Consider the following 22989-nt stretch of genomic DNA (forward strand, 5'->3'; position numbering starts at 1 on the left):
AGGGGTGGGTCCGGTTCAAGCCGGCATGGGCGAGCATCAAGCGTGCGATGCCCGTTGGCCGGGCGTCAATGCTGCTCGGTCAGGTCCTGTCGTGCCCAGCGGTAGGCTGGCACCAGCGCAAGCGCCAACAGCAGCGTGAATCCTGCCCACAGCTGGAACGCGGTCGGCAAGCCGTGTCGTTGGGCGATCACGCCGACGAAGAATGGCCCAGTCAGATGGGACAGTCCCCAGCCCATACCGCCGATGGCCAGAGCCGATCCGCGTGCATGGGCCGGCGCCGCGCTCGCCACGACCAGTTGGTAGTACACCAGCAGCATTCCGGAGGCCACGCCGATCAGGGCGATCAGCGTTCCCGCGGACAGTCCCTGGGTGGCAAGCGGGGCCGCGTACAAAAGCACGGCGAGGGCGCATCCGGCACCAAGCGCGAGTGGCATGCCGGCCCGTGATCCGAGCATCCGGGCAAGCAGCAGCGCCGCCGCGGCGGCGCCTAGCGGACGCAGCGCAAGCAGCGGCCCCACGGCACCTTCGGCGAATCCGAGGTCGCGCAACAGGATGGGAAAGAACGATTGCGCGAGCGATACCGGCTGCGCGCACAGGAAGGCGGCCAGCAGCGCGAACCAGATTGCACGCCGACGCAGCAAAGGTCCGAAGTGCACCCCGAAGGCCGGGGCATGCTCGCCGGGCGGGTGGACGGACGGCAGGGTGGCGGCGGCGGCCATTGCCAGGGCGGCAACGCCCGCAAACACGGCAAACGTACCGGCATAACCGAACATCATCACCAGAACGCCAGCCAGCGCTGTACCGGATATCTGTCCGATGCTCATGTGCGCGTTGAGCCGTCCCAGATGCACGGCGCGTTCGCCTGGCAGGGATGCGGCAATCGACTGCGAGGCGGGCCAGAACACTCCGCGTGAATAGGTCAGAAACAGCTGCGCGACGATCAAGGTCCAGAAGCCGTTGGCAAAGATGCAGGCGAGCCCGCCGAGCGCCATCGTCAGACCGGCCTGCATGAGAATGTTGCGACCGCCCCAGCGGTCCGCTGCCGCGCCACCGAACAGGCCAAGCACGAGTTGCAGCAGGACCGGCGCTCCGAGCACCGTGCCGATGCGCAGCGCATCAAGTCCGATGTGCGCCGCGTACAACGGCAGCACGATATGGGTGAGCCCGAGTCCGAAGTTCCAGCCCATGGTGGCGGCGCCCAGCGCAATTGCCGGGCGCGACCACGCCTGTGCTGCCACGGTGCTGGTTATGCGCGGTCTCCCGGTGGCAGGACGCGCAGCCGAGAAAAGGTGCCCGGCGGCGGTGGCGCCAGCCGCCCCACAGAATCGGCTACCCGGTCGGGCCTGATCACACGCTCAGCTCGCCGGGCGCTGCCAGAGCACGTCCGGGAGTCCCGCGGCCTGGTTCAGGCTGCGCGACATCACGAACAGCAGGTCCGAGAGGCGGTTCAGGTAACGCAGCGCGGGCCCATTGACCGGCTCCTGCGCTTGCAGCGTCACCACCCGCCGTTCGGCGCGGCGGCACACGGTGCGGGCCAGGTGGCATACGGCAGCTGCCGGGCTGCCGCCCGGCAGGATGAAATCGGCCAGCGGTTCGAGCTTGTCGTTGAGCTGGTCCAGCCAGGTTTCCAGCGCGGTGACGTGGGCGTCGGTGACGATGGTGTGGCCGGGGATGCACAGCTCTCCACCCAGGTCGAACAGGCGGTGTTGGATTTCGCTCAGCCAGCCGTCCATGGGCGCCGGAGGCGCCTGCGCCCGCAGCAGGCCAATGACGCTGTTCAGTTCGTCGACAGTGCCATAGGCTTCGACCCGAGCCGCGTCCTTGGTCACCCGAGAACCATCACCAAGCCCGGTGCTGCCCTGGTCGCCGGTCCGCGTGTAGATGCGGGTCAGGCGCTTGCCCATGCCATTCGGCCCTCGTTTTAAAAGGTCTGGCCGGGGCTACTCAGGCGTTTGCGGCGTCTCGCGGTCGCGCGCGGTCAGCTGCCAGTCCCAGCGCCAGGCCAAGGCCACTGTAAAGGAAGGCCTGAGTCAAGTAAGCCGGCAGGTAGGTACCGACGCGCAGAGCAAATTCCCCGACGCCAAGGTCGCTGAAATAACCCGACAGGAAGTAAAAGCCGGCGTTGGAGGCCACGAAAAATGCCAGCGTTCCGCCAGCCAGCAACAAGCCGCCGCGGAGCAGGCCGGCGGCCGACCGGGTGATACCGGTCGCCAGGTGACCGGCCAGCCATAGCGCGCCATAAGCTGGTGCCAGCATCACGTAGCCAGGAGTGACACACCAGCTGCTGACACCACTTTGGATGGCCGCGAAATCGACCACTGCGGCGGTGGCCAGGAACAGGCCCAGCCAGCCGATCCGACGCAAATACAGGCCACCCAGGAAAAATGCCGCCAGGGACGCATCGCCAGGCCCCAGAACAGACGCGAAATGGTGGCTGCGCGTGGCAGCCATGACGGCCAGCAGCGCAAGAGCAATCAGGCTGCGTTGGGCGGTGGAGGTCATGCAAACAGTCTCCTTGAAAACAGCGGCGCGGGCCCGCTCGACGATCGGTTAGCTTACGGTAAAAGGCGTGTTCAAGTCAGGGCAAATCGAGCGGGGGCCGCCCGGCGCGCTGGCGCATGAGGGCGATCGCGGCGCGTACCGTTGGTCGTGACACCAGCCAGCGCTCGAACCGGTACTTGCCGGGCAGAGTCAGCAACGCGGTCGCTGCCAGTACCGTGATCAATCCTGGCCCCGGTAGCACCAGCATGGCAATGCCGGCCACCAGCAGCACAGCGCCGACAATATTCTTGAGCACCAAAAGTGACAGCCGAAGCAGCCAATGGTCGGTGTCTGGCAGCAAGGGGCGATGTTCGCGGTAGAAATAATCCTGTGGCAGGCGCGCTACCAGCACCGGCAACACAGCGATGGTTCCGAGCAGCGTGAGCAACGAAATCGGTGTCGCCCATGCCAGCCAGCGCGGGTGGATGCCGAGCATGGCCAGCATTTGCACCGTGAATGACTGGATTGTTTCGATCATGACGGGCGCTGCGCATCAGCCAGGCGCTGGGGGGTGCCCACGTCGAGCCAGGGGCCACGGTAATGCTCGCCGGTCAGGTCGCCCACCGCTGCCGCTGCGCGAAGCAGGGGTATGAGGCTGAAAGTACCACCAGGGCTGGCTTCGAACAGGCGCGGCTCAAGCAGGCTGATGCCCGCAAAGGTCAGCATTGAATTTCCTTGGTTAGCGAGTCGACCGTCGGCCTGTAGGGCGAAGTCGCCGCCCGGGTTGTGCGGTGGGTTATCCACCAGCACCAGGTGCCCCAGGCCAGCTGGCGGCTTGCGCAGTTTTGCAAATGGAAACCCGCTGCGCACGTCGGCATTGACCAGTACAAACGGCGCTGGGCCCAGTAGCGGCAGGGCGCGCTGCACGCCGCCGCCGGTCCCCAGTGGGCCATCCGGCTCGTGCGAGTAGGCAATGTGTACGCCAAAGCGCGCGCCGTCACCAAGCGCGTCTTCGATGGCCTCTCCGCGGTATGCGAGGTTCACCACCAGTTCGACAAAGCCGGCTGCGGCGAGCGATTCCAGCAAGTGCATAATCAGTGGTTTACCGTCCACCGGCAGCAGCGGCTTGGGCAGGTCGCGGGTCAGCGGCCCCATGCGCGTGCCGAGTCCGGCGGCAAGAATCATCGCCTTCACGGCGCGGCTCGCGCGTGCAACTCGGCCAGCAGCTCGGCCAGCGGCGCGAGCGCTGGCGTGCGGCCTGCTGCGGCTTCGATATAAGCGACGAAGCGTGGTGTTTCGGCGAGGTAACGGGGCTTGCCATCGCGGTAATTCAGACGCGCGAAAATGCCGAGTACCTTGAGGTGGCGCTGCGCGCCCATGAAGTCGCAGTCGGTCGCAAACTGGGTCAGCCGGCCCGGCACTGCGATGCCGGCCTTACCCGCCTGGGTCCAATAGCTGGCAAGCCAGCGCTGCGTCTGCGCGTCTGACCAGGACCAGAACGCGTCGCGCAGCAGCGACACCAGGTCATAGCTGACCGGCCCGAACACGGCGTCCTGAAAATCGAGCACCCCCGGTCCGTTGGGGCCTGGCATCAGATTGCGCGGCATGTAGTCGCGGTGCACGAACACCTGGGTCTGTGCCAGGGCGCGGTCAATCAGCAGCTGCCGCGCGGCTTGCCAGGTGGCCGCCTCGGCCGGACGCAAGTTGAGTTGCAAGTGCCGGCTCACGTACCAGTCCGGGAAAAGGTCCAGCTCCCGACCCAGCAGCGCAGCATCGTAAGGCGGCAGCGCGTCAGGCTGACTCGCCGCCTGCCAGCGCACCAGGGCGCTGATCGCCTCGCCCATCAGCGGTTCGGCGTTGTCTTCATTGAACACTTCAAGGTAAGTGCTCGGGCCAAGATCGCTCAGCAGCAGAAAGCCATTCTCTATATCGGCAGCGAGGATGCGCGGCGCATTCAGGCCGGCCGCATGCAGTAAGCCAGCAACGTAAACGAAGGGCTGGCAGTTCTCCGTCGGCGGCGGCGCGTCCATGACAATGAGGCTGCCACCGGCATGGCGCAGGCGAAAATAGCGACGAAAACTCGCATCGGCAGAGGCGTCTTCCAGGCTGAACTCGCCAACCTGCCTGGCAAGCCAGTGGTTCAGGGCAGCAAGGCGTGGATCGGGGGTGATAGTCAGGGACACAGGCGGTGGCGGTGGGGCAGGTTGGAGCACATTTTAGCTGCCGGCCGAGTCCAACAGCGGAAATGGGTTAGACGCGCCGTGGACGCCTGCCTATAATCGCGACCGGCCCGCTGCGGCCGATGCACGCCCAAAGCCGGGGTAGCTCAGTCGGTAGAGCAACTGATTCGTAATCAGTAGGTCGGAGGTTCGATTCCTCTCTCCGGCACCATTAAATCAATAAGTTACGATAATTTCTCCGTAGGTGCCAAGTGCCGAGATAGCTCCATGTAGCCAATATGTAGCCAAATTCGGTACATCCCGGCTGTTTGCGTTCCATTGTCTGGGTGGCTTTGGACGTTAGCGCGGAATCGGGGGGTTCCTCTCGAATTCCTTTTGCGCCCAAGCGGATTTTTCGCGCAGATGACGCCGCAGCGCCTCGATTTCGGAGTTCGGCAGCCGTTCGGAAACCGATGAGGCACTGCGCTTCGGCGGCGCTAAGGGCTGCGGGTTCGATGTCGATGGTGACTCTGATTCTATGACGAATCCCTGGTTCCAGTTTCCGCTTTGTCGACTCGCCTTATGCCCAGTATGCCGCGTCCGACATGTGGACGTATGTTCGACCCTGTGCCTTGAGGTATCGGGCCCGGTAGCGTGATCACGTGAGCTGACAACCCCACCTGGCGGTCAATCTGTCGAACGTCCCGCAGCAGGAGTGGTGTTGCCGGATACCGGCGCTGTCTATATGCCGAGGGCCGCCACCAACGAAGCAAACTACGCGGGGGCGTTTTGGTTCGCTCTTGATGTCCCGCACCGCATCAATTGGCGTGGGCAGCCTATATATCTCGGGTCCTCTCGGCTGGGAAAATGTACAGTTGGTTGTTGTTCGCCAAGTCCAGGATGGCGTTGCGTGGGTTGCCGTAGACGTCGGCTTGGCCCACCTCCATCATTTCGACCACTAGGCCGGCAGCCTCCATAGCATGCCACTGGCTTATAACTTTCTGGGCCAAAGCGGCGTACGCGGCCAGAATCTTGGCCGCGCGCGCTAGCAACGTGTAGACAAGGGGGGGGCGACTTCATGGGCGCCCATCTTTTGCGGCGCCGATTGGCTTACGCACCGACGAATAGTTCGGTCACAAAGCAACCGCAACCGTCTCCCAGGGGACGATGGCCCGGATTGCGCCGGCCTTCTGCATCAGGGTTCTGCCCTGGGTGAACGCGCGATTGGCCGCTGCGATCAGCTCACGTTCGACACCCGCAGCACCTGCGAGATACAGCAGCATCTTAGGCTCGACAGTATGGTTGTAGGCGAACTTTGCGTCACGCGCGACACGCGTTTGGCGCCCATATGCACCCGGGCCGTCGTACTCGGAGAGCCAGCCCATCCAGTGCTCTTGCTGGGTCAGGTACCATTTTTTCGGGTCGTCCACGGGAGAATCGGCTGGCAGGTCGCCAATGGCGGTCAGCAAGTGCCTGGATACTGATTGGGTCTTTCATGGGCATTAGCCCTTTGGTCTGGCAATCAGGCCATAAAGTGCGGTGCGGCAGACGGAGCATAACGGGATCTGGAACGCCGGCCGCGGCGTCAGCCTTCGCAGCCGGACTATGCGCCCGCGGGCTGATGTGTCTTCGCGTACTGCCAGAGCGCGCGGTCGAGCACGCGCATCGACACATCGATTTGCCTCGCCAGATACCTCGTCGCGAGGCAATAATCCCACCAGAAATCGAACTTGTACGTGGGTGGAGGCCGCGGACACGATAGCGACCAGAGTGCCCGAAAGTCGAGGATTGGATAGGGGTCCGACGCGCAAAAATGCAGCACCACCGACGCCGTCGGCCACTGGACTCCAGATAACAGCGTCAGGACTTCGATGCGAAACCGCTCGTCTGGCGTCGACAGGGCCGTTGCCGTGACAGCCTTAACGAACGAGGGAGCGTTCGCGGCGCAGAGTCTCTGGGTCCGCGTGGTTTTCCACTTTGCCAGCCTGAGAAACTCAGTCTCGGTGAGGTGGCCGCGTGCCTTGGCAACCGGGGCGACGGCCAGCGGTGCTGCGTCTTCGTTGCTGTCGTAGAGCGCGGCCCATTTGGGCACTTCACGTTGCGGGAACCGGAGAGTAAAGCTCAAATTAAGAGTCCTCCTTGCGTGCCTGACATTTGAGCCCACGCCGCGGCCCCGTCAGGGCCGTCGGTCCGAGCGTTATGCGAAACCGGATAGAAGCGAGCGCGGGGTCACTTCGGGGCCGGGCCGATTGCATTAGCGAGTGGGGGCACCGAATGCCGCTTTCACATCTTCGCGCCGTGACCGTACATGACCGCTGACCCACGGACACGGGGGCTGTGCTGCAGACGGAGTTGCGGGCGTTACACTCGCTTCACTCCTTGTGCTCCTTCTGGTGAAGCGGCCAAGGATACTCGGGTTGTGCGTTTGAATTTCCTATAGTTCCGATGGACCTAGAATTTCAGGGCTTGGCACCCACCGAAGGAGGGAAGGAAGCATGAAAAACCGCATACGACACCGTGCGCTCGCCGTTTTCGGCCTGGCTCTTGCCGGACTGCTTGCCCTGCCGATAGCCTCCGCCCAGGAGCCCGGCCCGAAACAAACGGTCGAACGGCACTTGGCTGCCCTTCAGGGCTATCTCTTCGAGGACGCTTTCGACTACGTCTCGAAAGGCTTTGCCGACGGCAAAACGAAGCGGGAATGGGCGGACTCGATCCGTAAGCTTTACTCTGACGCAAGCGTCAGGGTCATCAAGTTCACCCTCTATCCCGCAAAGGTCGAAGGGGATACGGCGATCGTCCCGAACATACTGAATGCCAGCGACATGTTTAACAAGGAAGGCAGCATCGAGTATGAGCTTTACCATCTCGTGAAAGAAGACGGCGCCTGGAAGGTGGACAAACAGGAGATTCTCTTCGAGGACAGCCAAGTGAAAGAGTGGTTTCCGGACGTAAAGAATTAGGCCGGAAATAGGGAAATAGAAGGGAAATAGAGATCAGACCGGGATTTCATGCGGGTTCTACCCCGTTTCCACGGACGGTTTTAAAACGCCGGAAAACTTCAGGTCATGCCTGGTGACTCGCCGTCGCATACGAGGATTATGAAATCGCTCGACGTGGTCAAACACATCTGCGTTGCAGACATCCAGAGTCGGGTACTTTGTACGATGGGTTCGCTCGCGTTTGAGGATGCCAAGAAGCCCTCGCAGGCCGCGTTGTCACCGCAATGCCCAACGGCGCTCATGGAGCGCAGCAGCGTGTTCTGCTCGAGAAACCGCTGATAGTCGCCACTGCAAAATTGACTGCCCCGATCCGAATGAAGAACCACAGACCAACCGCCCTGGCGCTGCCAGATCGCCCTCTCGACCGCCCGAAGCACCATCTGGCGGTCTTGCCGATGATGCATTGACCAGCCAATTACTAGCTTGCTGAACAGATCGATGACGACGCACAGATACAGGTTGCCTTCCCCGGTTTTGATTTCGATGATATCGGTGACCCACTTGGTCTGAGGCTCCAAGGCATTGAAATCACGCTCCAGCAGATTGCGCACGCCGGGCGGCGACACACTCGCCGGGGGACGTTGGCCGCGCTTCTTCTTGCGCGGCCAGCCCTGAAGACCATCGACGGCCATCAAACGGGCAATCCGATTCTCGCTGGCCGTTTCTCCGGCATCTGTCAGGTTTTCATGCATACGTGGGGCGCCGATCGCCCCCCGGCTGTCCTGGTGGATCTCACGAATGCGTGCCAGCAATCGCTCATTGTCCAGTTGCCGAGCGCTCGGCGAACGCTCCTGCCAAGCGTAGTAGCCGCTGGCAGAAACCTTCAGGCACCGACACATCATGCGAACGGGAAATTCATTGCGACAACGTTGAATCGCCTGATACCTCAGGACGACTCCCTGGCAAAGAAGGTTGCCGCTTCGCGTAAAAAATCCCGCTCCTTCTTCACGCGGGCCAGTTCGCGCCTCAGACGAGCCACCTCCTCATCTCTCGGGCTGCCTGTGCCGCCAAAGGCACCACCACCTTCGGCTTTGAATTCCCGCGCCCAGCGGCTCAGCAGATTCGCCCCGATGCCCAATTCCCACGCGACTTGCGCGCAGCTGCCTCCGGGCTGGCGGGCTCGCTCAACCGCTCTGCGCTTGAACTCCGAGTTGTACTTTCTTCGCTTCGACATACACACTCCTCTTGCCCAGTATCGGGCTTCTTTGAAGTGTCCGTGATATCGGGGTAGAACCCGTATGTCCCAGAAAGGCTTCCCAAGCCACCAGGGCAGCGCGAACGGTCAGGCCGCCAGCGCCCGCAGTACCGCCTTGGGTTCCCGCTGTATGACATTGAGCAGCACCAGCGCCGGCCCTTTTGGCGTGCGGTCGCCCCGTTCCCAATGCCGCAGCGTCGCCACGGAAAACCCAAGGCGCGCCGCAAACTGTGCTTGCGTGAGCCCAAGGTTTTGACGCAGCGCCTTGATGTCTATCGGGCGCAGGGTGTGGACACGCGCCGCCACCGGCTCGCCTTTGGCGTGGGCGATGGCTTCTTGCAGCCCCTGCCGGATGCTTTCGAAAGTCTTACTCATGGCTTGCTCCTTTTAATCCAGGCCATCTGTAATAAGTCCACCAGCCCGGCCAGCACGTTGCGCTCAGATTTGCTCAGGCTGGTGCGCTCATTCTTGGCGAACAGCGTCAGCAGGTACAGCGGCATGGTCTCGCTGTGGAAGTAGTAGATCACCCGCACCCCGCCGCTTTTGCCGCGTCCACCGCGACTCCAGCGCAGTTTGCGAATGCCGCCGGTGCCCTCCAGCAGGTCACCTGCCTTCGGGTGCGCCGCCAGGTAGTCGATTACGTCCCGGCGCTGCGCTTCGGTCAGCAGCTTGTCTGCCCGGCGGATGTATTCCGGCAGCTCGCCGATGGTCAGCATGGGCAAGGATTGTAATCCAAAGGATTAGTCACGCGCCACGATGCAGCGGTACGACGTGGCCGGCGCCAGTACGCGATAGGAAAGCCTCCCAGGCCATCAGGGCGGCGTGTTTTTCCTCGATATAGTCGTGCCGGTCGTAGTGGGTCGCCTGAATGCCGCCAAGGCCGTGGCTCAATAATTGCGCGCGGATGTCCTTGCTCACGCCCACGGCGTTCAGGAGGGTTTCGCACGTTCTGCGGATATCGCGCAGGTCGAATGGCTCGCCGCCCATGGCGGCGGATATTTCGGCTACTCGACCGCCGGGCGTGGCGGTGTCCATGGGTGTGCTGCCAATACAAAACAGTTCGGCCGTCCCGCGTAGGCGGGCGCGCTCAGCCAACGAATCTGCCAGTGCGGCGGCCATGGGGCCTAGCGGTAGCAGGTGCTCGCGCGGCGTCCGGCGCTTGCCCTTGCCATCAAACAATCGAAGAATGCCGTCGTCCCAGTAGTCGGTGACTCTGGCGCGCAGCAACTGCGCCATGCGCTGGCCACCGGCCAGCAACGCCAGGCGTAATGCCTGATCGGGCAGTGAGTCGCCCAGCTGCGCCAGATAGGCGCGCAGTTCCTCGCCCGACAAGGTGCGGTTGCCCTTGTTGACCGCAATGGCGGGCACGGACTCCACCGGGTTTGCACTGATACCAAACGGAATCAGGTCGGCCGGCAGTTCGGCCGACAGCGGCGCCCGCTTGGCATCATTAAAGGCGGTGCTCAGGTAACTGCGCAGGATGCCAGCCATGCGGCTTTTGCCGGTCTCCGCCACCGTGCGTACCAACTGCGCCGCTTGCTGCGGAGTGACTTCGCGCGCCGGCAAGTCGGCAAGGTTGCGGTGTGGGTAGACATGACACCGAAACGCACTCGCCACGGCAGCGGCGCTCTTGGTCTTGCCCTGGCTTGCCAGCCGGCGCACGTAGGCCTCGCACAGTGCGCGCAGCGTGAAATGTTTGCGTTCCTGCATCTCGCGTTCCTTATCGGCGCGCTGCGCGGCGCGCTCGCGGTCCAGTTGGCGCGGGTCGGTGCCCTGGTCGAGCATCACCTTGAGCGCATTGGCCTTGGCGCGCGCATCCTCGAGCGTCCAGGCGCTGCAATCGCCTATCGTGCGGCGGATGGTCTGGCGCTTGAGCTTGCCCTCGAACACAAAGCTCTTGGCGCCGTTGACCGTTACCCGCACGGCCAGACGTGGCGCCTCGGTATCGAACAGAAACGCCTGCTGCTTGTCCGGTGGGCAGGTGAAACGACGAATGCGTTCCGGGGTCAGGCGTTGGCGTTGCATGCGTACCCCGCCGGTTGGCTACACGGCCACGCCCCGATGTCAGCGTGGTGTCAGATTGGCTACACGAAAAACCTATGTAGCCTTCATGTAGCCAAATCCTAGCAATTCAGATCAATGCAAGTCAACGCAGGAAAGTAAGGTATTTACAGGCTTTGTGCGGTTTACCGGGTTTCCGTCAATGCCGATCAATTCCGATAAGTACCCGCATTTTGTGATTCGTAATCAGTAGGTCGGAGGTTCGATTCCTCTCTCCGGCACCACCAGCGGCAGCGCTCCCCTTAAGGGCGGCTCTCGTGATCTGGGAGCGGTCCGGAATTTCAGACCAAGTTACACTTCGAAGCCGTCATCTGGTCGCGGAGGTCGTGCTTCATGGCAAACCTCAAATCCTTGCCCGAAAACGCAATCTTGCCTGACCTCATGCGGGCTTACCCGCGTATTGCGCGGCTGGCCTTGCCATTGGCGCAGGAGATTCTGCGTGGCCCTGGGGAACTCACCCCCGCGCAGCGCGAGTTTCTGTTCGCATTCGGGTCCGGCCTCAACGCCTGCCACTTCTGCCATGGGGCGCACACCGCGGTGGCGGCGCACCTGGGCGTTCCCAGAATCTCGATCGACGGTGCGCTGGAAGACATCGACACCGCGCAAGTCGATGAGCGCTTCAAGGCCCTGCTGCACTACGTCAAGAAGCTCACGCAGACGCCAAGCCGAGTATCCGAGGCGGACGCCGATGCGGTGCGTGCCGCTGGCTGGAGCGACGACGCGTTGCACGAAGCAGTCATCGTCTGTGCATTGAACAATTTCTTCAATCGCTGGGTGGACGGTTCCGGCGTGGATGCCGAGCAGTCTTTTCTCGACGCGGCCGGCGCCATGCTGGCTGACAGCGGCTACCTGGCCGGCATGCCTCCAGAATGAATAGCCGGTCTCCGTCCGTGTGGCAGCGCCGCTGGGGCGCGGCATGGGGGCCGCAATAGCGGCCAAACATAGGTCTCATGTCCTGGCGATCTTCTTGCCGACGACACTGAATCGACTCAACCCTGGCAGCTCGCAATGAAGTCCTTGAAGACCTATCTGGTGGGTGGCGCGGTGCGCGATCGCCTGCTTGGCTTGCCGGTGCAGGACCGGGACTACGTGGTGGTCGGGGCCACGCCAGAGGAAATGCAGCAGGCCGGCTTCAAGCAGGTGGGCGCGGACTTTCCGGTGTTTCTGCACCCGGTGAGTGGCGAGCAGTACGCCCTGGCCCGCACCGAGCGCAAAACCGGGCGTGGCTACCATGGGTTTGCGGTGAGCTTCTCGCCGCAGGTGACGCTGGAACAAGATCTGCAGCGGCGCGATCTCACCATAAACGCCATGGCCGAGGACGCCGCTGGCCAGGTCATTGATCCGTACGGCGGCCAGGCCGACCTGGCGGCCGGTCGTCTGCGCCATGTGTCACCAGCGTTTGCCGAAGATCCGGTGCGCATCCTGCGCGTGGCGCGCTTTGCGGCGCGCTTTCACGGTCTGGGTTTTGTCTTGGCGCGCGAAACATTGGCCCTGATGGGACAAATGGTCGATGCCGGGGAGGTCGACGCGCTGGTGCCCGAGCGGGTGTGGCAGGAGTTCGAGCGCGCCCTGCGCGAGCCCGACCCGCAGCGTTTTGTCAGCGTGCTGCGCGATTGTGGCGCCCTGGCGCGGGTGTTGCCGGAACTGGACCAACTGTTCGGTGTGCCACAACCGGCCGGGCCACACCCGGAAATCGACACCGGCGTGCACGTTCTGATGGTGCTGGAACAGGCGGCGTGCCTGTGCGATGACCCGCAGGCGCGCTTTGCCGCCCTGATGCATGATCTGGGCAAGGGCACCACGCCGCCGGCCAAGTGGCCCACTCACCACGGCCACGAAGCCCGCGGCGTGGTCCTGCTCAAAGGGCTGTGCGCGCGTCTGAAGGTTCCAGTGGCCTATCGCGAGCTGGCGCTGGCCGTGGCCCGCGACCACGGTCGCGCCCACCGGGCCTTGGAACTGCGCCCAGACACGCTGCTGGACGTGATCGAACGCAGCGACGCGCTGCGTCGGCCGCAGCGCTTTGCACAGTTTCTGCGGGCCTGCGAAGCGGACCATCGCGGCCGTACTGGCTTCGAGCAGGCGCCCTACCCGCAAGCGCAGCGCCTGCAGCTGGCGTTGGAGGCGGCCCGTGGCGTGGACGTGGCTTCCCTGGCGCAACAGGGCTTGACGGGCGAGGCGATGCGCGACGCCTTGCGAGCGGCTCGTACGCAGGCCATTGCCAGTGCGCTACCGACCGCATGAATACCGACCCTGAGCCGGTGGTTGTCAGCGCCGAGCCCGCGCCGCCCAAGGGCCGCGGCACCGGGCGTAACCCGACGCCGCGCTATGCCAGGCAGTCGCGCGAGTCCGAGCCGTCCCACGACGAACCCAGTCACCCACGTACCGTGGTCAGCATTGATGCCACGCGCAGCGTGCTGTCGCGCAATGACTCGCCGGACCTGCCGTTCGGGCAGTCGCTCAATCCTTACCGTGGCTGTGAACATGGCTGCATCTACTGTTTTGCGCGGCCGAGCCATGCCTATCTCGACTTGTCACCGGGACTCGATTTCGAGACGCGCATCCTGGCCAAGCCGGCCGCGGCCGAGCTACTTGTCGACGCGCTGCGCCGTCCCGATTACCGCTGTGAGGTGTTGGCCATGGGCACCAACACCGATCCGTATCAGCCGGCGGAGCGTGATTGGCGCATCACCCGAAGCGTGTTGGAAGTGTTACTGGACTGCCGCCATCCGGTAGCTATCGTCACCAAATCGGCGCGCATCTGTCGTGATCTTGACCTGCTTGGCGAACTCGCCCGACATGAGCTGGTAAGCGTATTTGTGTCCATCACCACCCAGGACAACGATATTGCGCGCACGCTCGAGCCGCGCGCGGCTGCCCCGGCGGCGCGTTTGAAGGCCATCGCCAGATTGACACAGGCCGGTGTGCCCACGGGGGTGCTGGTATCGCCTATCGTGCCGGCGCTTACCGATCATGAGCTCGAACACATCTTGCAGGCAGCCTACGATGCGGGCGCCCGGTTCGCCGGTTTTAGTCTGCTGCGTTTGCCGGGCGAAGTGGCGGCGCTGTTCGAGGATTGGCTGGTCCAGCATCACCCGCTGCGCGCTAGCCGGGTGATGCACGCGGTACGCGCAACCTGGCGCGGCGAGGTGAGCAGTAGCGCTTTTGGCGCGCGTATGCGCGGACACGGGCCGTACGCCAAGCTGATCGCCCAACGTTTTGCGCTGGCCAGCCGTCGGTTGGCCATGAGCGGTGCGCCGCGGCTCGTCACGCGGCGGTTTCGCCCGCCGGCCGGGGGCCAGCTTGGACTGGGGGTGTGAGTCGGGAGATGGTGGGCCCTGCGGGACTCGAACCCGCAACCTACGGATTATGAGTCCGCTGCTCTAACCAATTGAGCTAAAGGCCCTCTTCAATACGAACGGTCCTCAAAAAACGCGTTCCCCCGCACGGGCGGTGACGCCGACGATCGTTCTCAGTCCAGAAAGCTGCGCAGCTTTTCCGAGCGGGTCGGGTGGCGCAATTTGCGCAGCGCTTTGGCTTCGATTTGCCGGATCCGCTCACGGGTGACATCAAACTGCTTGCCGACTTCTTCGAGCGTGTGGTCGGTGTTCATTTCAATGCCAAAGCGCATGCGCAGCACTTTTGCCTCGCGCGGCGTGAGCGAACCCAGGACGTCCTGGGTGGCGTCGCGAAGGCTGTCGGTGGTGCTGACGTCGATCGGCGAGAGCACATTGGTGTCCTGGATGAAGTCACCGAGGCTCGAATCGTCGTCGTCGCCGATTGGCGTCTCCATGGAGATCGGCTCCTTGGCGATTTTCAGCACCTTACGGATTTTATCCTCGGCCATTTCCATCTTCACGGCCAGCTCCTCCGGTGTCGGCTCGCGGCCAAGCTGCTGGAACAACTGACGCGATACCCGGTTCAGCTTGTTGATGGTCTCGATCATGTGTACCGGAATGCGGATGGTGCGCGCCTGGTCGGCAATCGAGCGGGTGATGGCCTGGCGAATCCACCATGTGGCGTAGGTGGAGAATTTGTAACCACGGCGATATTCGAACTTGTCGACGGCCTTCATGAGGCCGATATTGCCCTCCTGAATCAGGTCCAGGAACTGCAAACCGCGGCTGGTGTATTTCTTGGCGATGGAGATGACCAGGCGTAGGTTGGCCTCGACCATTTCCTTCTTGGCCTGGTTCGAATGGCGCTCGCCGGACAGCATCTGCCGATTGATCTGCTTGATGCGCGCGATATCGAGCCCATTCTCGCGCTCCATCTCTGCCAGCTTGCGCTGCGCGCGGCGGATGTCGTCGGTGTACTGCTTCAGGCGGGTGCTGTGCTTCTTCTTGGCGCTGATCTGAGTTTCCAGCCAGCCGGTGCTGGTTTCCTGGCCGATGAACACACGCAGAAAATCCTTGCGTGGCATTTCTGCCTTGTTAACGCACAGATCCAGGATTACGTGCTCCTGTTGGCGAAGCCGCTCCATCACGCCTCGCATCAGGCCAGCGAGCTCGTCGATCTGCTTGGGGATATAGCGCAACCTGAGCAGGTTCGCCCGCAGCTCTTCCTGGAGCGCCGCCAGTTGCTCGGGGTTGGACTTTTTCTTCGCCTGTAGTTTGGTGATTTGCTCACGCAGGTCGCGCAAGAACTCGAAGTGCACACGCACCTGTTCCGGATCTGGACCGATCTCCACCTCCTCGGCTGCCGTCTCGGTATCCAGGTCGGAATCGTCGTCGGACGCATCATCCCCATCACTGTCGACGGTCGGTTCCTCCTCGGCGACCTCGGGGACTTCCACCGGATCTGGCTCTTCCCCTTCGTGAAAGCCAGCAACGAACGATGCCAGGCGTACCTGACCGGCCTGAACCTGATCGTACAGACCAAATATCTCGTCGATCGCGCGCGGCAGGTTCAGCAGCGCCGCAACGACCTGCAGCTGCCCGGCCTCAATACGCTTCGCGATCGAGATTTCGCCTTCCCGTGTCAGCAGCTCGACCGTACCCATTTCGCGCATATACATGCGCACCGGGTCGGTCGTGCGACCTTCGCGTTCGACCGCTGTCAGTGCCGCGGCGGCTTCCTCGACCGCCTCGTCCTCGGTTACGTTGTCGCCGGTCATGAGCAGTTCTTCCATGTCCGGCGGGGCGTCCGCTACGCGGATACCCATCTCCGTGAACATGGCCACGATGCCTTCGAGCTGCTCCGCGTCAACGATGTCCTGCGGCAGGTGATCGTTGATCTCGACAAACGTCAGATAACCCCGGGCGCGTCCCAGCGCCAGCAGCTGCTTAAGTTCGGAGTTCTCTTCCGGTTGGTCGACAACGTTATCCATGGGATACCTCGACGCGAATTGGGCGAAACCAGTGATAGTACTTCAAGTGGTCTATATCGGGTTAGTTCGACGGCGATTCAAGCTCGCGAGTTCCTGTGTTCGTTCCAGCACTTCAGCCCGCTGAGCCGAGTCCATCTGGCTAGGTGTTGTGCCGTGCAGCAATTCGGCCAGGCGGTCGTTTTTCACCTGTGGGGCAAAGCGTGAGACCAGATCCCGCATTTCGCGCTCGGCGATGGCGGCGTCGGGCACCAGCTCATTACTGGAGAGTACCCGGGAAAGCGTCGCGCCGTCCTCGCTGTCGCGCCACTGTTCCAGCAGGTGGTCCAATCGCGGTTGTGGCAAGCCGCGGATCGTCGCCACCAGGCGTAGCAAAAAGTCGACGCCGGGCTCGCGCACGCTGACCAGTGCCGCAAGCTCATCAACCTTGGATGCCAGCTGCGGATGATGCGCCAACAACAGTACGGCACGCTGTACCAAGGACGGACGGCGCCCGCTGGCCGAGGTCCGTATTGGTCGGGCTGGAGCCACCGCACGGCCGAACGGCCGGCCAGTGAGTTTGCCGATTTCGTCGCCGAGTAGCTCGCGATACGTGCCGCTGGGCAGTTTTGCGAGCATGGGCTTGGCCAAGGCGCTGAGGCGGGCGCGGCCTTCTATGCTGGTGATATCCACTTCGGCGAGCAGCCGATCGACCAGATGCCGGGACGCGGGTGTCGCGCCGGCAGTCAGCTCCAGGAAGGCCTCGCGCCCGATACGGCGCACCAACGAGTCCGGGTCTTCGCCATCCGGCAGAAACAGCAGGCGCAAGTCGCGTCCGTCGGCCAACTCGGGGAAGGCGTTGTCGAGGGCTCGCTCGGCGGCCCGCCGGCCGGCGTTGTCTCCATCGAAACACAGCACCAGGCGTGAGCTGACCCGAAACGCAGCCCGCAGGTGTTCGGTCGTCAGCGCTGTCCCGAGCACGGCCACCGCGTTATCGACGCCGTGTTGGGCCAGCATGACCACGTCCATGTAGCCTTCGACCACGATCAGGGTGTCCGGGTTGCGGGCGTGGCGCAGTACGTTGGGCAGGCCATACAGTTCCCGGCCCTTGTGAAACACCGGTGTTTCCGGGGAATTCAGGTACTTCGGTTCACCCTCGCCGAGGATGCGCCCACCAAAGCCCAGTACCCTGCCGCGGCGGTCTTCGATAGGAAACATCACCCGCCCGCGAAAACGGTCATAACCCGGTTCCTTATCGCCAGTCAGAAGCCCAGCCTGGCGCAGCAGATCGCCGCTGAACTGCTCGCCAAGAGCACGCCGCAGGTTGTCCCATTCGTCAGCAGCAAACCCCAGGTGAAAACGCGCGGCGGTGCTGCCGTCGAGCCCGCGATCCTTGAGGTATCCCTTGGCGTCGGCGGCCGCCGGGTGTTGGCGTAACTGCTTTTGGTAGAAGCTGCTGGCCGCGCGCAGCGCGTCATACAGGCCGGTGACAGGTGGTCCCGTGTCGGTGCTGTCCATGGCTTGTTGTGGCAATGCCATCCCCAGACGCTGCGCCAGGTCAGCGACTGCCTCGGGGAACTCCAGCCGGTCCAGGGCCATCAGAAAGCCGATCGCCGAGCCATGGGCGCCGCAACCGAAGCAGTGATAGAACTGTTTTTGCGGGCTGACCGTGAAGGATGGAGTTTTTTCTTCGTGAAACGGGCAGCGGCCGACCAGCTCGCGCCCGCCGCGCTTGAGCGGTACGCGGCCGCCGACCACATCGACGATGTCGGTGCGCGCCAGGACCGCGTCGATGAAGTCCTCTGGTATGCGTCCGCTCATGGTGCCCACCATAGCGCCGGTCGATGGGCTGGAAAAGTCCTGGCCGCGGCTACCACCAGGGCAACCGAGGCCGGGGCTGGCTGCGGGTGCCGCCTCAGATGGGGTAAACGATATAGCGAGGCGCGACGTTGGTGTCCATCACGGCGCGTCGGGATTTGAACTTGGCGCCGCTGCCATTGAGTTTGATTTCGTCCACGTAACGACCCGACACCAGGATGCCGGTGCTGCCTTGCGAGTCGGTATAGAAGACGGTGAAGTTGCTGACGGTCTCGTAAAGGTCGGCACCCTTGGCTGTGCAGCCGATGCGCTGCACGAAATGGCGCGTCTGATAGTCCTCGAACGTGCCAGCCCATACCTTGGTCACATAGGTTACGCGGTCTTCGAGGCGCTCGTGACAGTCGTCCATCATCAGCGCCAGGGGCAGGCCGGCGTCCTCGTTCTCGGCAGCGATGCAGATATACGAGCCGTCACCGGCAAAGGTGTCCAGCCAGCCGGACATGTTCTTGCCGTCAAGCGCGGCGATGTAATCGATCTGCAGCGCGTCGATTTGCTGCAATACGTCCTGGGTCATGGTTATCAGCTCTCCTCGCGTACAAAGCCCATGACGCGCCGGTAATAGTCCCATTTGGGCAGGTTGCCGGCCTCGTCGTTCTGTTTGAAATCAAACCACATTCCGTGTTCCTGCTTGACGCCTTTCTGGAATACGGCGTTACCTGGCGTGCGGTTACCTTGCTGCACGCGCAGGAAAATGGACGCATCCTCCATCGATACCATGCCGCAGGGGCCGAGCATATTAGACGACTGGCGCAGGCGGTGACGCACCATGTCCGCGTCGTCGTCGGCGTGCGAGAAGTACGCGTAGTGCACCTCGGTCTTGAGCAGCGAGCGGGCGATTGCAAAGCGCACGTTGATCATGTCCAGGTGCTTGGTCATTACCGTAAGCGGGTTCAGGCTGACGATCACCGAGCCCTTGGAGGTGTGCGAGCCCTTGAATGCGACCAGCGACGGGTCTTTCAGGAAGTCAGGGTTGGATGGCACCTTCAGTTCCGACTCGAAGGCTATATGCCCGTTCTCGGTGGCGTACTGCGAGCCCTGGCCGCCCTGCCAGTTCAGCATCTTGAAGGCCAGGTGCAGCAGTGGTGCATGGTAGCCGTCGTTGTCGACGTAGGCCTTCCAGTTGCAGTCGTAGCTGACCTTCTGATATCCGAGCAGACGCAGGCGACCGTCCCCGCCCAGCAGTTTCATCAGCGGCTCACGTGTACGGCCAAGCCAGCTGTCGATGTCCGGCGTGTCGTCGTGAACGGTGGCGAAGATCAGGCCGCCGACCTCGGCGCTGCGCACCTGCGCCAGGCCCGAGCTTTCCATGGTGAAGCTCGGCGAGAAATCTTCCTTGCCCGGGCAGCCACGCAGCACCCCGGTGTTGTCGAACAACCAGCGGTGGTAGGGGCACTCGAACTCGGACTTGTTGCCGCGGTTGTTGGTTTCGAGCAGCGTGCCGCGGTGCGCACAGGCGTTGTAGAAGACCCGTACCTGTCCGTCCTGGCCATGCACGATCAGCAGCGGGCGCTCGCCAAGGTGGAAGGTTTTGTAGTCGCCAACGTTCGGAATTTCGCCGTTGTGTGCCACCGGGTGCCATTCGGGGCCATAAAAGATGCGTTCCAGCTCCAGCCGGAAAATGTCTTCCCGGTCGAAGATCTCTTTCGGAATCTCGTTGATCTTGGCTGGCCAGCGAACTGGCGAGCCGAATACAGTAGGGGCATTCATGGCGGCACTCTTCGGATTGCGGGCTTGGCCTTGCCGAATGATTGTATACGCCGGTGCTCCGGAGGAGCGGGCGCGCGATTTTCTACAGGTCCTCGCCGCCGGCCATTTTGGTAAAACCGCGGGCGCCCAAGCCCCCATCGGTATTGATGACCACACCGGTCATCGGCGACGAATTGGCGCGCGAGGCGAGCAACACGTAGGGCCCGCAATAATCCTCTGGCACGGCAGCGATTTGCAGCGGACTGAAGGCACGCATCATGTCTTCCAGGCCTTCCATCTGGCTCAGCTTGACGTCGGCAGTGCCGGTCGCCGCAAGCCCGCCAAGTTCGGTTTTCATGCCACCCGGCGCGACACCGTTGACGCGCACCTTCGGTGCCAGTTCGTAGGCCAGCTCACGCACAAGACCAACCACAGCGTGCTTGGAGGCGGTATAAATCGGCCCGCCGCCAGCCGGATAAAAGCCGGCATTGGATATGGTGTAGATGATGCTGCCGCGGGTCTTGAGCAGTTCCGGCAGGGCCGCTTTGGCGCCCAACAGGTAACCTTTTACGTTGACCGCGAACAGTTCATCGAAGGCGGCCGAAATCTTGTCGGCATCGATCTGCGGCAGGGTCTGGAAGTAATCGAACACCCCGGCGTTGCCGATGAAGGTGTCCAGGTGCCCAAAGCGCGCCACCGTTTCCTGTACTACACGGGCGTTGTCGGCATAGGTGGTGACGTTACCGGTAACCGCCAGCACGCGTTCGCCAAAATCCTGCGTGAGCTGTGCGGCCTTTGCCGGATCGCGTTCCAGCACGCCCACCGATGCGCCTTCGGCGATGAACCGCTGCACCAGCGCTCGGCCCAGGCCAGAGCCGCCGCCCGTAATGATCGCAACCGTGTTATCCAACCAGCCCATGTGCTTCTCCTGCGGTCCCTGCTATCACAGCGCTCGTTAGTGGCGCCTCGCCGTCCGGATTGTAGCAGTCGCTTCCAGCCGGTCCGGCTATCTGGTCTGAGGGTCAAATTGCGCGGATACTGAGCTATCGTTAAGATCACCGCCTCTCCTAATATTTAGTAGGGGCGTGCCCGGCAACGCCGAAAAGCCGGGTGTGCCCGTCTACCCACGCCGACGCCACGCCGAGCCGGAGGCCCCCATGAAGCCGTTCGAACCCATTAATCTTGACGCCTATCTTGATGAGCGCCCGAGCGAGGGCGTGATCCGCGTCGACCGGTCTATCTTCACCGATCCGGCTCTTTTCGAGCTGGAGATGGAACAGATCTGGGAGCGTACGTGGCTGTATGTCTGTCACGAAAGCCAGCTGCCGAACCCCGGCGATTTCCTGACCACCTACCTGGGCCGTCAGCCGGTGATCGTGATCCGCGGCGTCTCCGGTCAGGTGAATATCTTCATCAACGCGTGCGCCCATCGTGGGTCGCTGCTGGTCCATGAGGAACGCGGCAATCGCACCGACATGACGTGTTTCTTCCATGGTTGGTGTTTCGATACCGACGGCAAGGTGCAGTCGATCACGCGTGAGAAGGGTGGGGGTTACCCGGATCAGTTCAGCAAGGAAAACTACAACCTGACCTCGGTGCCGCGGGTGGAGTCCTATCGCGGATTTGTGTTCGCTTCCCTGAGTAATGAGGTGCCGACACTCACGGCGCACCTGCGCGATGCGCGGGTCATGCTCGACCTGATGGCCGACCAAGGCGGCGAGGACGGGCTTGAGGTCCTGCGCGGCATCTCGACCTACACCTACGACGGCAACTGGAAGCTGCAGGCCGAGAACGGGGTGGATGGCTACCACGTGCACGGTTTGCACGTGAACTTTGCCCTGACAACCCAGAACCGCGAGCGTGTCCGTGCCGGGGGCAACCCGACCAAGTCCATGGACGTGTCGCAGCTGGGTAACCTCGACGCCGGGTTTTTCGACTTCGGCAACGGTCATGTTGTGCTGTGGGGCGACTGGCCGAATCGCGGTGACCGGCGTCCTAATTTCCACATGTACGACGAGTGGACCCGCCAGTTCGGCAAGGTGCGGGCGGAATGGATGATCGGCAAGCTGCGCAATACCTTGATCTACCCCAATGTATTCCTGATGGACCAGATGTCCTCGCAGATACGGGTGTTCCGGCCGATTGCCGTGGACAAGACCGAGGTCACCATTTTTGCGATCGCCCCCAAGGGCGAGGCTCAGGCCAATCGCTCGCACCGCATCCGCCAGTACGAGGATTTTTTCAACGCTTCGGGTATGGCGACTCCGGACGATCTGTCAGAGTTTGCTTATGCGCATCACGCCTATCAGGGGCGTCTCGCCCGCTGGAGTGACCTGTCGCGCGGGGTGAAGTTCCTGACCAAGGGCGCCGATGCCCGCGCCGTGGCGCTGGGCGTGAACCCCGAATACTGCGGCGGCAAGGTGGAGGACGAAGGCATCTTCCTGGCCCAACACCGCCGTTGGCTGGATTTGATGCAGCAGTAGGCGTGGGCGCGGCATGCCCGCTCCCAGGCCAAGCGCGATTCGCTGACTACTAGGGATTAACCATGGACGACGTCGCGCGTTGCGCTGACCTGCTTTATACCGAGGCTCGCCTGATAGATCTCAAGCAATGGGATGACTGGCTTGCCCTGTACCTGCCCAGTGCCGAGTTCTGGATTCCGGCCTGGGATAGCGAACTGAGCTATATCGACGATCCACAGAACGAAATCTCGCTTATCTACTATCCCGACCGCACCGGGCTGGAAGATCGTGTGTTTCGCCTGCGTACCGGTATGTCGTCGGCCTCGGTGCCGCTGCCGCGCACCAGTCATCTGATCGGTAATGTGCAGGCGAGCAAGCAGGCCGATGGCGATTTCCTGGTCCATGCCTGTTGGAACGTGACCTACTTCAAGCACAAGCAAACGCATTTTTTTGCCGGCCAGTACGAGTACACGCTGCGCCCGCAAGACGACGGCAGCCTGCGGATCGCCCGCAAGAAGGTCATTGTGATCAACGATCTGATTCCGCAGGTACTGGACTTCTATCACGTCTGACCGCGCGGGGGTTTGCGATGGACACCGTTAACTGGGGCACGCCGCCGGTGGGCCTGTTCAACTTCCCGATCGAGTTGTGGCAGAAGACCGGCCGTTTTGCCGAGCGCGGGTTGGAGCTGACCCTGTCCAGTCACCTCACCGGAGAGGAGTATGGGGCGCGTATCCGTGCGGGTGCCTACGACATGGGCCAGATC

The 22989-nt window shown here is 62.7% G+C and carries 22 protein-coding genes, 2 tRNA genes and 1 pseudogene; 7 read left to right on the forward strand and 18 right to left on the reverse strand.

The window, feature by feature from the left end; genetic code table 11:
• Positions 1–65: 65 nt before the first annotated feature.
• The 6 genes from ABZF37_RS03185 to ABZF37_RS03210 all read right to left on the reverse strand — a co-directional run bounded on the left by ABZF37_RS03185 (position 66) and on the right by ABZF37_RS03210 (position 4694).
• Positions 66–1238, reverse strand: a complete 1173-nt coding sequence (locus tag ABZF37_RS03185) for an MFS transporter (protein ID WP_372716685.1) — start codon at positions 1236–1238, stop codon at positions 66–68.
• 117 nt (positions 1239–1355) lie between these two features.
• Positions 1356–1904, reverse strand: a complete 549-nt coding sequence (locus ABZF37_RS03190; protein ID WP_372716687.1) for a cob(I)yrinic acid a,c-diamide adenosyltransferase — start codon at positions 1902–1904, stop codon at positions 1356–1358.
• Positions 1905–1944: 40 nt separating this feature from the next.
• The gene (locus ABZF37_RS03195; protein WP_372716689.1) at positions 1945–2502 is read right to left on the reverse strand and encodes a hypothetical protein; all 558 of its coding nucleotides are present in this window, start codon (positions 2500–2502) and stop codon (positions 1945–1947) included.
• Positions 2503–2578: 76 nt separating this feature from the next.
• A complete protein-coding gene (locus ABZF37_RS03200; RefSeq protein ID WP_372716691.1) occupies positions 2579–3019 on the reverse strand; it encodes a PGPGW domain-containing protein in 441 nt (146 codons plus the stop codon).
• Positions 3016–3675 carry an N-acetylmuramate alpha-1-phosphate uridylyltransferase MurU gene (gene murU / locus ABZF37_RS03205; RefSeq protein ID WP_372716693.1) on the reverse strand — a complete coding sequence of 220 codons (660 nt, stop codon included), beginning with the start codon at positions 3673–3675 and terminating at the stop codon, positions 3016–3018. Before murU ends, ABZF37_RS03200 begins: the two co-directional genes overlap by 4 nt.
• Positions 3672–4694, reverse strand: a complete 1023-nt coding sequence (locus ABZF37_RS03210) for an aminoglycoside phosphotransferase family protein (protein WP_372716695.1) — start codon at positions 4692–4694, stop codon at positions 3672–3674. Before ABZF37_RS03210 ends, murU begins: the two co-directional genes overlap by 4 nt.
• A gap of 102 nt (positions 4695–4796) precedes the next feature.
• Here ABZF37_RS03210 and ABZF37_RS03215 point away from each other — a divergent pair.
• Positions 4797–4872: transfer RNA gene (locus tag ABZF37_RS03215), tRNA-Thr, on the forward strand.
• 901 nt (positions 4873–5773) lie between these two features.
• Here ABZF37_RS03215 and ABZF37_RS03220 read toward each other — a convergent pair.
• Together ABZF37_RS03220 and ABZF37_RS03225 are read right to left on the reverse strand one after the other, a co-directional pair.
• Positions 5774–6109 carry a hypothetical protein gene (locus tag ABZF37_RS03220; protein WP_372716697.1) on the reverse strand — a complete coding sequence of 112 codons (336 nt, stop codon included), beginning with the start codon at positions 6107–6109 and terminating at the stop codon, positions 5774–5776.
• Between the two features lie 134 nt (positions 6110–6243).
• Positions 6244–6765, reverse strand: a complete 522-nt coding sequence (locus ABZF37_RS03225; RefSeq protein WP_372716699.1) for a hypothetical protein — start codon at positions 6763–6765, stop codon at positions 6244–6246.
• Between the two features lie 370 nt (positions 6766–7135).
• On the opposite strand from ABZF37_RS03225, the gene ABZF37_RS03230 reads away from it, so the two are divergent.
• Positions 7136–7600, forward strand: coding sequence for a hypothetical protein (locus tag ABZF37_RS03230; RefSeq protein ID WP_372716701.1), 465 nt, complete (start codon positions 7136–7138; stop codon positions 7598–7600).
• Between the two features lie 57 nt (positions 7601–7657).
• Here the strand turns inward: ABZF37_RS03230 and ABZF37_RS03235 are convergent.
• The 4 genes and pseudogenes from ABZF37_RS03235 to ABZF37_RS03250 all read right to left on the reverse strand — a co-directional run bounded on the left by ABZF37_RS03235 (position 7658) and on the right by ABZF37_RS03250 (position 10859).
• Positions 7658–8813 (reverse strand): annotated as a pseudogene (locus ABZF37_RS03235) (IS3 family transposase).
• Positions 8814–8921: 108 nt separating this feature from the next.
• Positions 8922–9209, reverse strand: coding sequence for a NadS family protein (nadS, locus tag ABZF37_RS03240; RefSeq protein WP_372716703.1), 288 nt, complete (start codon positions 9207–9209; stop codon positions 8922–8924).
• The gene (locus tag ABZF37_RS03245; RefSeq protein ID WP_372716725.1) at positions 9206–9550 is read right to left on the reverse strand and encodes a type II toxin-antitoxin system RelE/ParE family toxin; all 345 of its coding nucleotides are present in this window, start codon (positions 9548–9550) and stop codon (positions 9206–9208) included. Before ABZF37_RS03245 ends, nadS begins: the two co-directional genes overlap by 4 nt.
• A gap of 28 nt (positions 9551–9578) precedes the next feature.
• On the reverse strand, positions 9579–10859 hold the full coding sequence (locus tag ABZF37_RS03250) for a tyrosine-type recombinase/integrase (RefSeq protein WP_372716705.1): 1281 nt from the start codon (positions 10857–10859) through the stop codon (positions 9579–9581).
• Between the two features lie 369 nt (positions 10860–11228).
• Between ABZF37_RS03250 and ABZF37_RS03255 the strand changes: the two genes are divergently transcribed.
• The 3 genes from ABZF37_RS03255 to ABZF37_RS03265 all read left to right on the forward strand — a co-directional run bounded on the left by ABZF37_RS03255 (position 11229) and on the right by ABZF37_RS03265 (position 14212).
• Positions 11229–11768 (forward strand): carboxymuconolactone decarboxylase family protein, encoded by a 540-nt coding sequence (locus tag ABZF37_RS03255; protein ID WP_372716707.1) that lies wholly within the window; start codon positions 11229–11231, stop codon positions 11766–11768.
• 144 nt (positions 11769–11912) lie between these two features.
• The gene (locus ABZF37_RS03260) at positions 11913–13136 is read left to right on the forward strand and encodes a multifunctional CCA addition/repair protein (RefSeq protein ID WP_372716727.1); all 1224 of its coding nucleotides are present in this window, start codon (positions 11913–11915) and stop codon (positions 13134–13136) included.
• Positions 13133–14212 (forward strand): PA0069 family radical SAM protein, encoded by a 1080-nt coding sequence (locus ABZF37_RS03265; protein ID WP_372716709.1) that lies wholly within the window; start codon positions 13133–13135, stop codon positions 14210–14212. The genes ABZF37_RS03260 and ABZF37_RS03265 overlap by 4 nt, the downstream gene beginning before the upstream one ends.
• Before the next feature lie 9 nt (positions 14213–14221).
• On the opposite strand, the gene ABZF37_RS03270 is transcribed toward ABZF37_RS03265, so the two are convergent.
• The 6 genes from ABZF37_RS03270 to hcaB form a co-directional block, all read right to left on the reverse strand.
• A tRNA-Ile gene (locus ABZF37_RS03270) sits at positions 14222–14298 on the reverse strand.
• A 66-nt stretch (positions 14299–14364) separates the two neighbouring features.
• A complete protein-coding gene (gene rpoD / locus ABZF37_RS03275) occupies positions 14365–16221 on the reverse strand; it encodes an RNA polymerase sigma factor RpoD (RefSeq protein WP_372716711.1) in 1857 nt (618 codons plus the stop codon).
• Positions 16222–16272: 51 nt separating this feature from the next.
• Positions 16273–18018, reverse strand: a complete 1746-nt coding sequence (dnaG, locus tag ABZF37_RS03280; RefSeq protein ID WP_372716713.1) for a DNA primase — start codon at positions 18016–18018, stop codon at positions 16273–16275.
• 94 nt (positions 18019–18112) lie between these two features.
• The gene (locus ABZF37_RS03285) at positions 18113–18589 is read right to left on the reverse strand and encodes an aromatic-ring-hydroxylating dioxygenase subunit beta (RefSeq protein WP_372716715.1); all 477 of its coding nucleotides are present in this window, start codon (positions 18587–18589) and stop codon (positions 18113–18115) included.
• Between the two features lie 5 nt (positions 18590–18594).
• A complete protein-coding gene (locus tag ABZF37_RS03290) occupies positions 18595–19782 on the reverse strand; it encodes an aromatic ring-hydroxylating dioxygenase subunit alpha (RefSeq protein ID WP_372716717.1) in 1188 nt (395 codons plus the stop codon).
• Positions 19783–19864: 82 nt separating this feature from the next.
• Positions 19865–20680: a 3-(cis-5,6-dihydroxycyclohexa-1,3-dien-1-yl)propanoate dehydrogenase gene (gene hcaB / locus ABZF37_RS03295; RefSeq protein ID WP_372716719.1), complete on the reverse strand. Its 816-nt coding sequence runs from the start codon at positions 20678–20680 to the stop codon at positions 19865–19867.
• 238 nt (positions 20681–20918) lie between these two features.
• On the opposite strand from hcaB, the gene ABZF37_RS03300 reads away from it, so the two are divergent.
• Both ABZF37_RS03300 and ABZF37_RS03305 read left to right on the forward strand, forming a co-directional pair.
• On the forward strand, positions 20919–22244 hold the full coding sequence (locus ABZF37_RS03300; protein WP_372716721.1) for an aromatic ring-hydroxylating dioxygenase subunit alpha: 1326 nt from the start codon (positions 20919–20921) through the stop codon (positions 22242–22244).
• Positions 22245–22306: 62 nt separating this feature from the next.
• Positions 22307–22795 carry an aromatic-ring-hydroxylating dioxygenase subunit beta gene (locus ABZF37_RS03305; protein ID WP_372716723.1) on the forward strand — a complete coding sequence of 163 codons (489 nt, stop codon included), beginning with the start codon at positions 22307–22309 and terminating at the stop codon, positions 22793–22795.
• Positions 22796–22989: the final 194 nt, after the last annotated feature.

The sequence above is a fragment of the Immundisolibacter sp. genome (assembly GCF_041601295.1).
In the GTDB taxonomy this organism is placed as follows: Bacteria; Pseudomonadota; Gammaproteobacteria; order Immundisolibacterales; family Immundisolibacteraceae; genus Immundisolibacter.

Excerpts from the sequence above, each read along its gene's own strand:
- nadS (WP_372716703.1), bottom strand. The coding sequence starts at position 9,209 with ATGAGTAAGACTTTCGAAAGCATCCGGCAGGGGCTGCAAGAAGCCATC.
- ABZF37_RS03290 (WP_372716717.1), bottom strand. The coding sequence starts at position 19,782 with ATGAATGCCCCTACTGTATTCGGCTCGCCAGTTCGCTGGCCAGCCAAG.
- ABZF37_RS03190 (WP_372716687.1), bottom strand. The coding sequence starts at position 1,904 with ATGGGCAAGCGCCTGACCCGCATCTACACGCGGACCGGCGACCAGGGC.
- ABZF37_RS03255 (WP_372716707.1), top strand. The coding sequence starts at position 11,229 with ATGGCAAACCTCAAATCCTTGCCCGAAAACGCAATCTTGCCTGACCTC.
- ABZF37_RS03200 (WP_372716691.1), bottom strand. The coding sequence starts at position 3,019 with ATGATCGAAACAATCCAGTCATTCACGGTGCAAATGCTGGCCATGCTC.
- rpoD (WP_372716711.1), bottom strand. The coding sequence starts at position 16,221 with ATGGATAACGTTGTCGACCAACCGGAAGAGAACTCCGAACTTAAGCAG.
- ABZF37_RS03230 (WP_372716701.1), top strand. The coding sequence starts at position 7,136 with ATGAAAAACCGCATACGACACCGTGCGCTCGCCGTTTTCGGCCTGGCT.
- ABZF37_RS03195 (WP_372716689.1), bottom strand. The coding sequence starts at position 2,502 with ATGACCTCCACCGCCCAACGCAGCCTGATTGCTCTTGCGCTGCTGGCC.
- ABZF37_RS03305 (WP_372716723.1), top strand. The coding sequence starts at position 22,307 with ATGGACGACGTCGCGCGTTGCGCTGACCTGCTTTATACCGAGGCTCGC.
- dnaG (WP_372716713.1), bottom strand. The coding sequence starts at position 18,018 with ATGAGCGGACGCATACCAGAGGACTTCATCGACGCGGTCCTGGCGCGC.
- ABZF37_RS03285 (WP_372716715.1), bottom strand. The coding sequence starts at position 18,589 with ATGACCCAGGACGTATTGCAGCAAATCGACGCGCTGCAGATCGATTAC.
- ABZF37_RS03250 (WP_372716705.1), bottom strand. The coding sequence starts at position 10,859 with ATGCAACGCCAACGCCTGACCCCGGAACGCATTCGTCGTTTCACCTGC.
- hcaB (WP_372716719.1), bottom strand. The coding sequence starts at position 20,680 with ATGGGCTGGTTGGATAACACGGTTGCGATCATTACGGGCGGCGGCTCT.
- ABZF37_RS03300 (WP_372716721.1), top strand. The coding sequence starts at position 20,919 with ATGAAGCCGTTCGAACCCATTAATCTTGACGCCTATCTTGATGAGCGC.
- ABZF37_RS03265 (WP_372716709.1), top strand. The coding sequence starts at position 13,133 with ATGAATACCGACCCTGAGCCGGTGGTTGTCAGCGCCGAGCCCGCGCCG.
- ABZF37_RS03245 (WP_372716725.1), bottom strand. The coding sequence starts at position 9,550 with ATGCTGACCATCGGCGAGCTGCCGGAATACATCCGCCGGGCAGACAAG.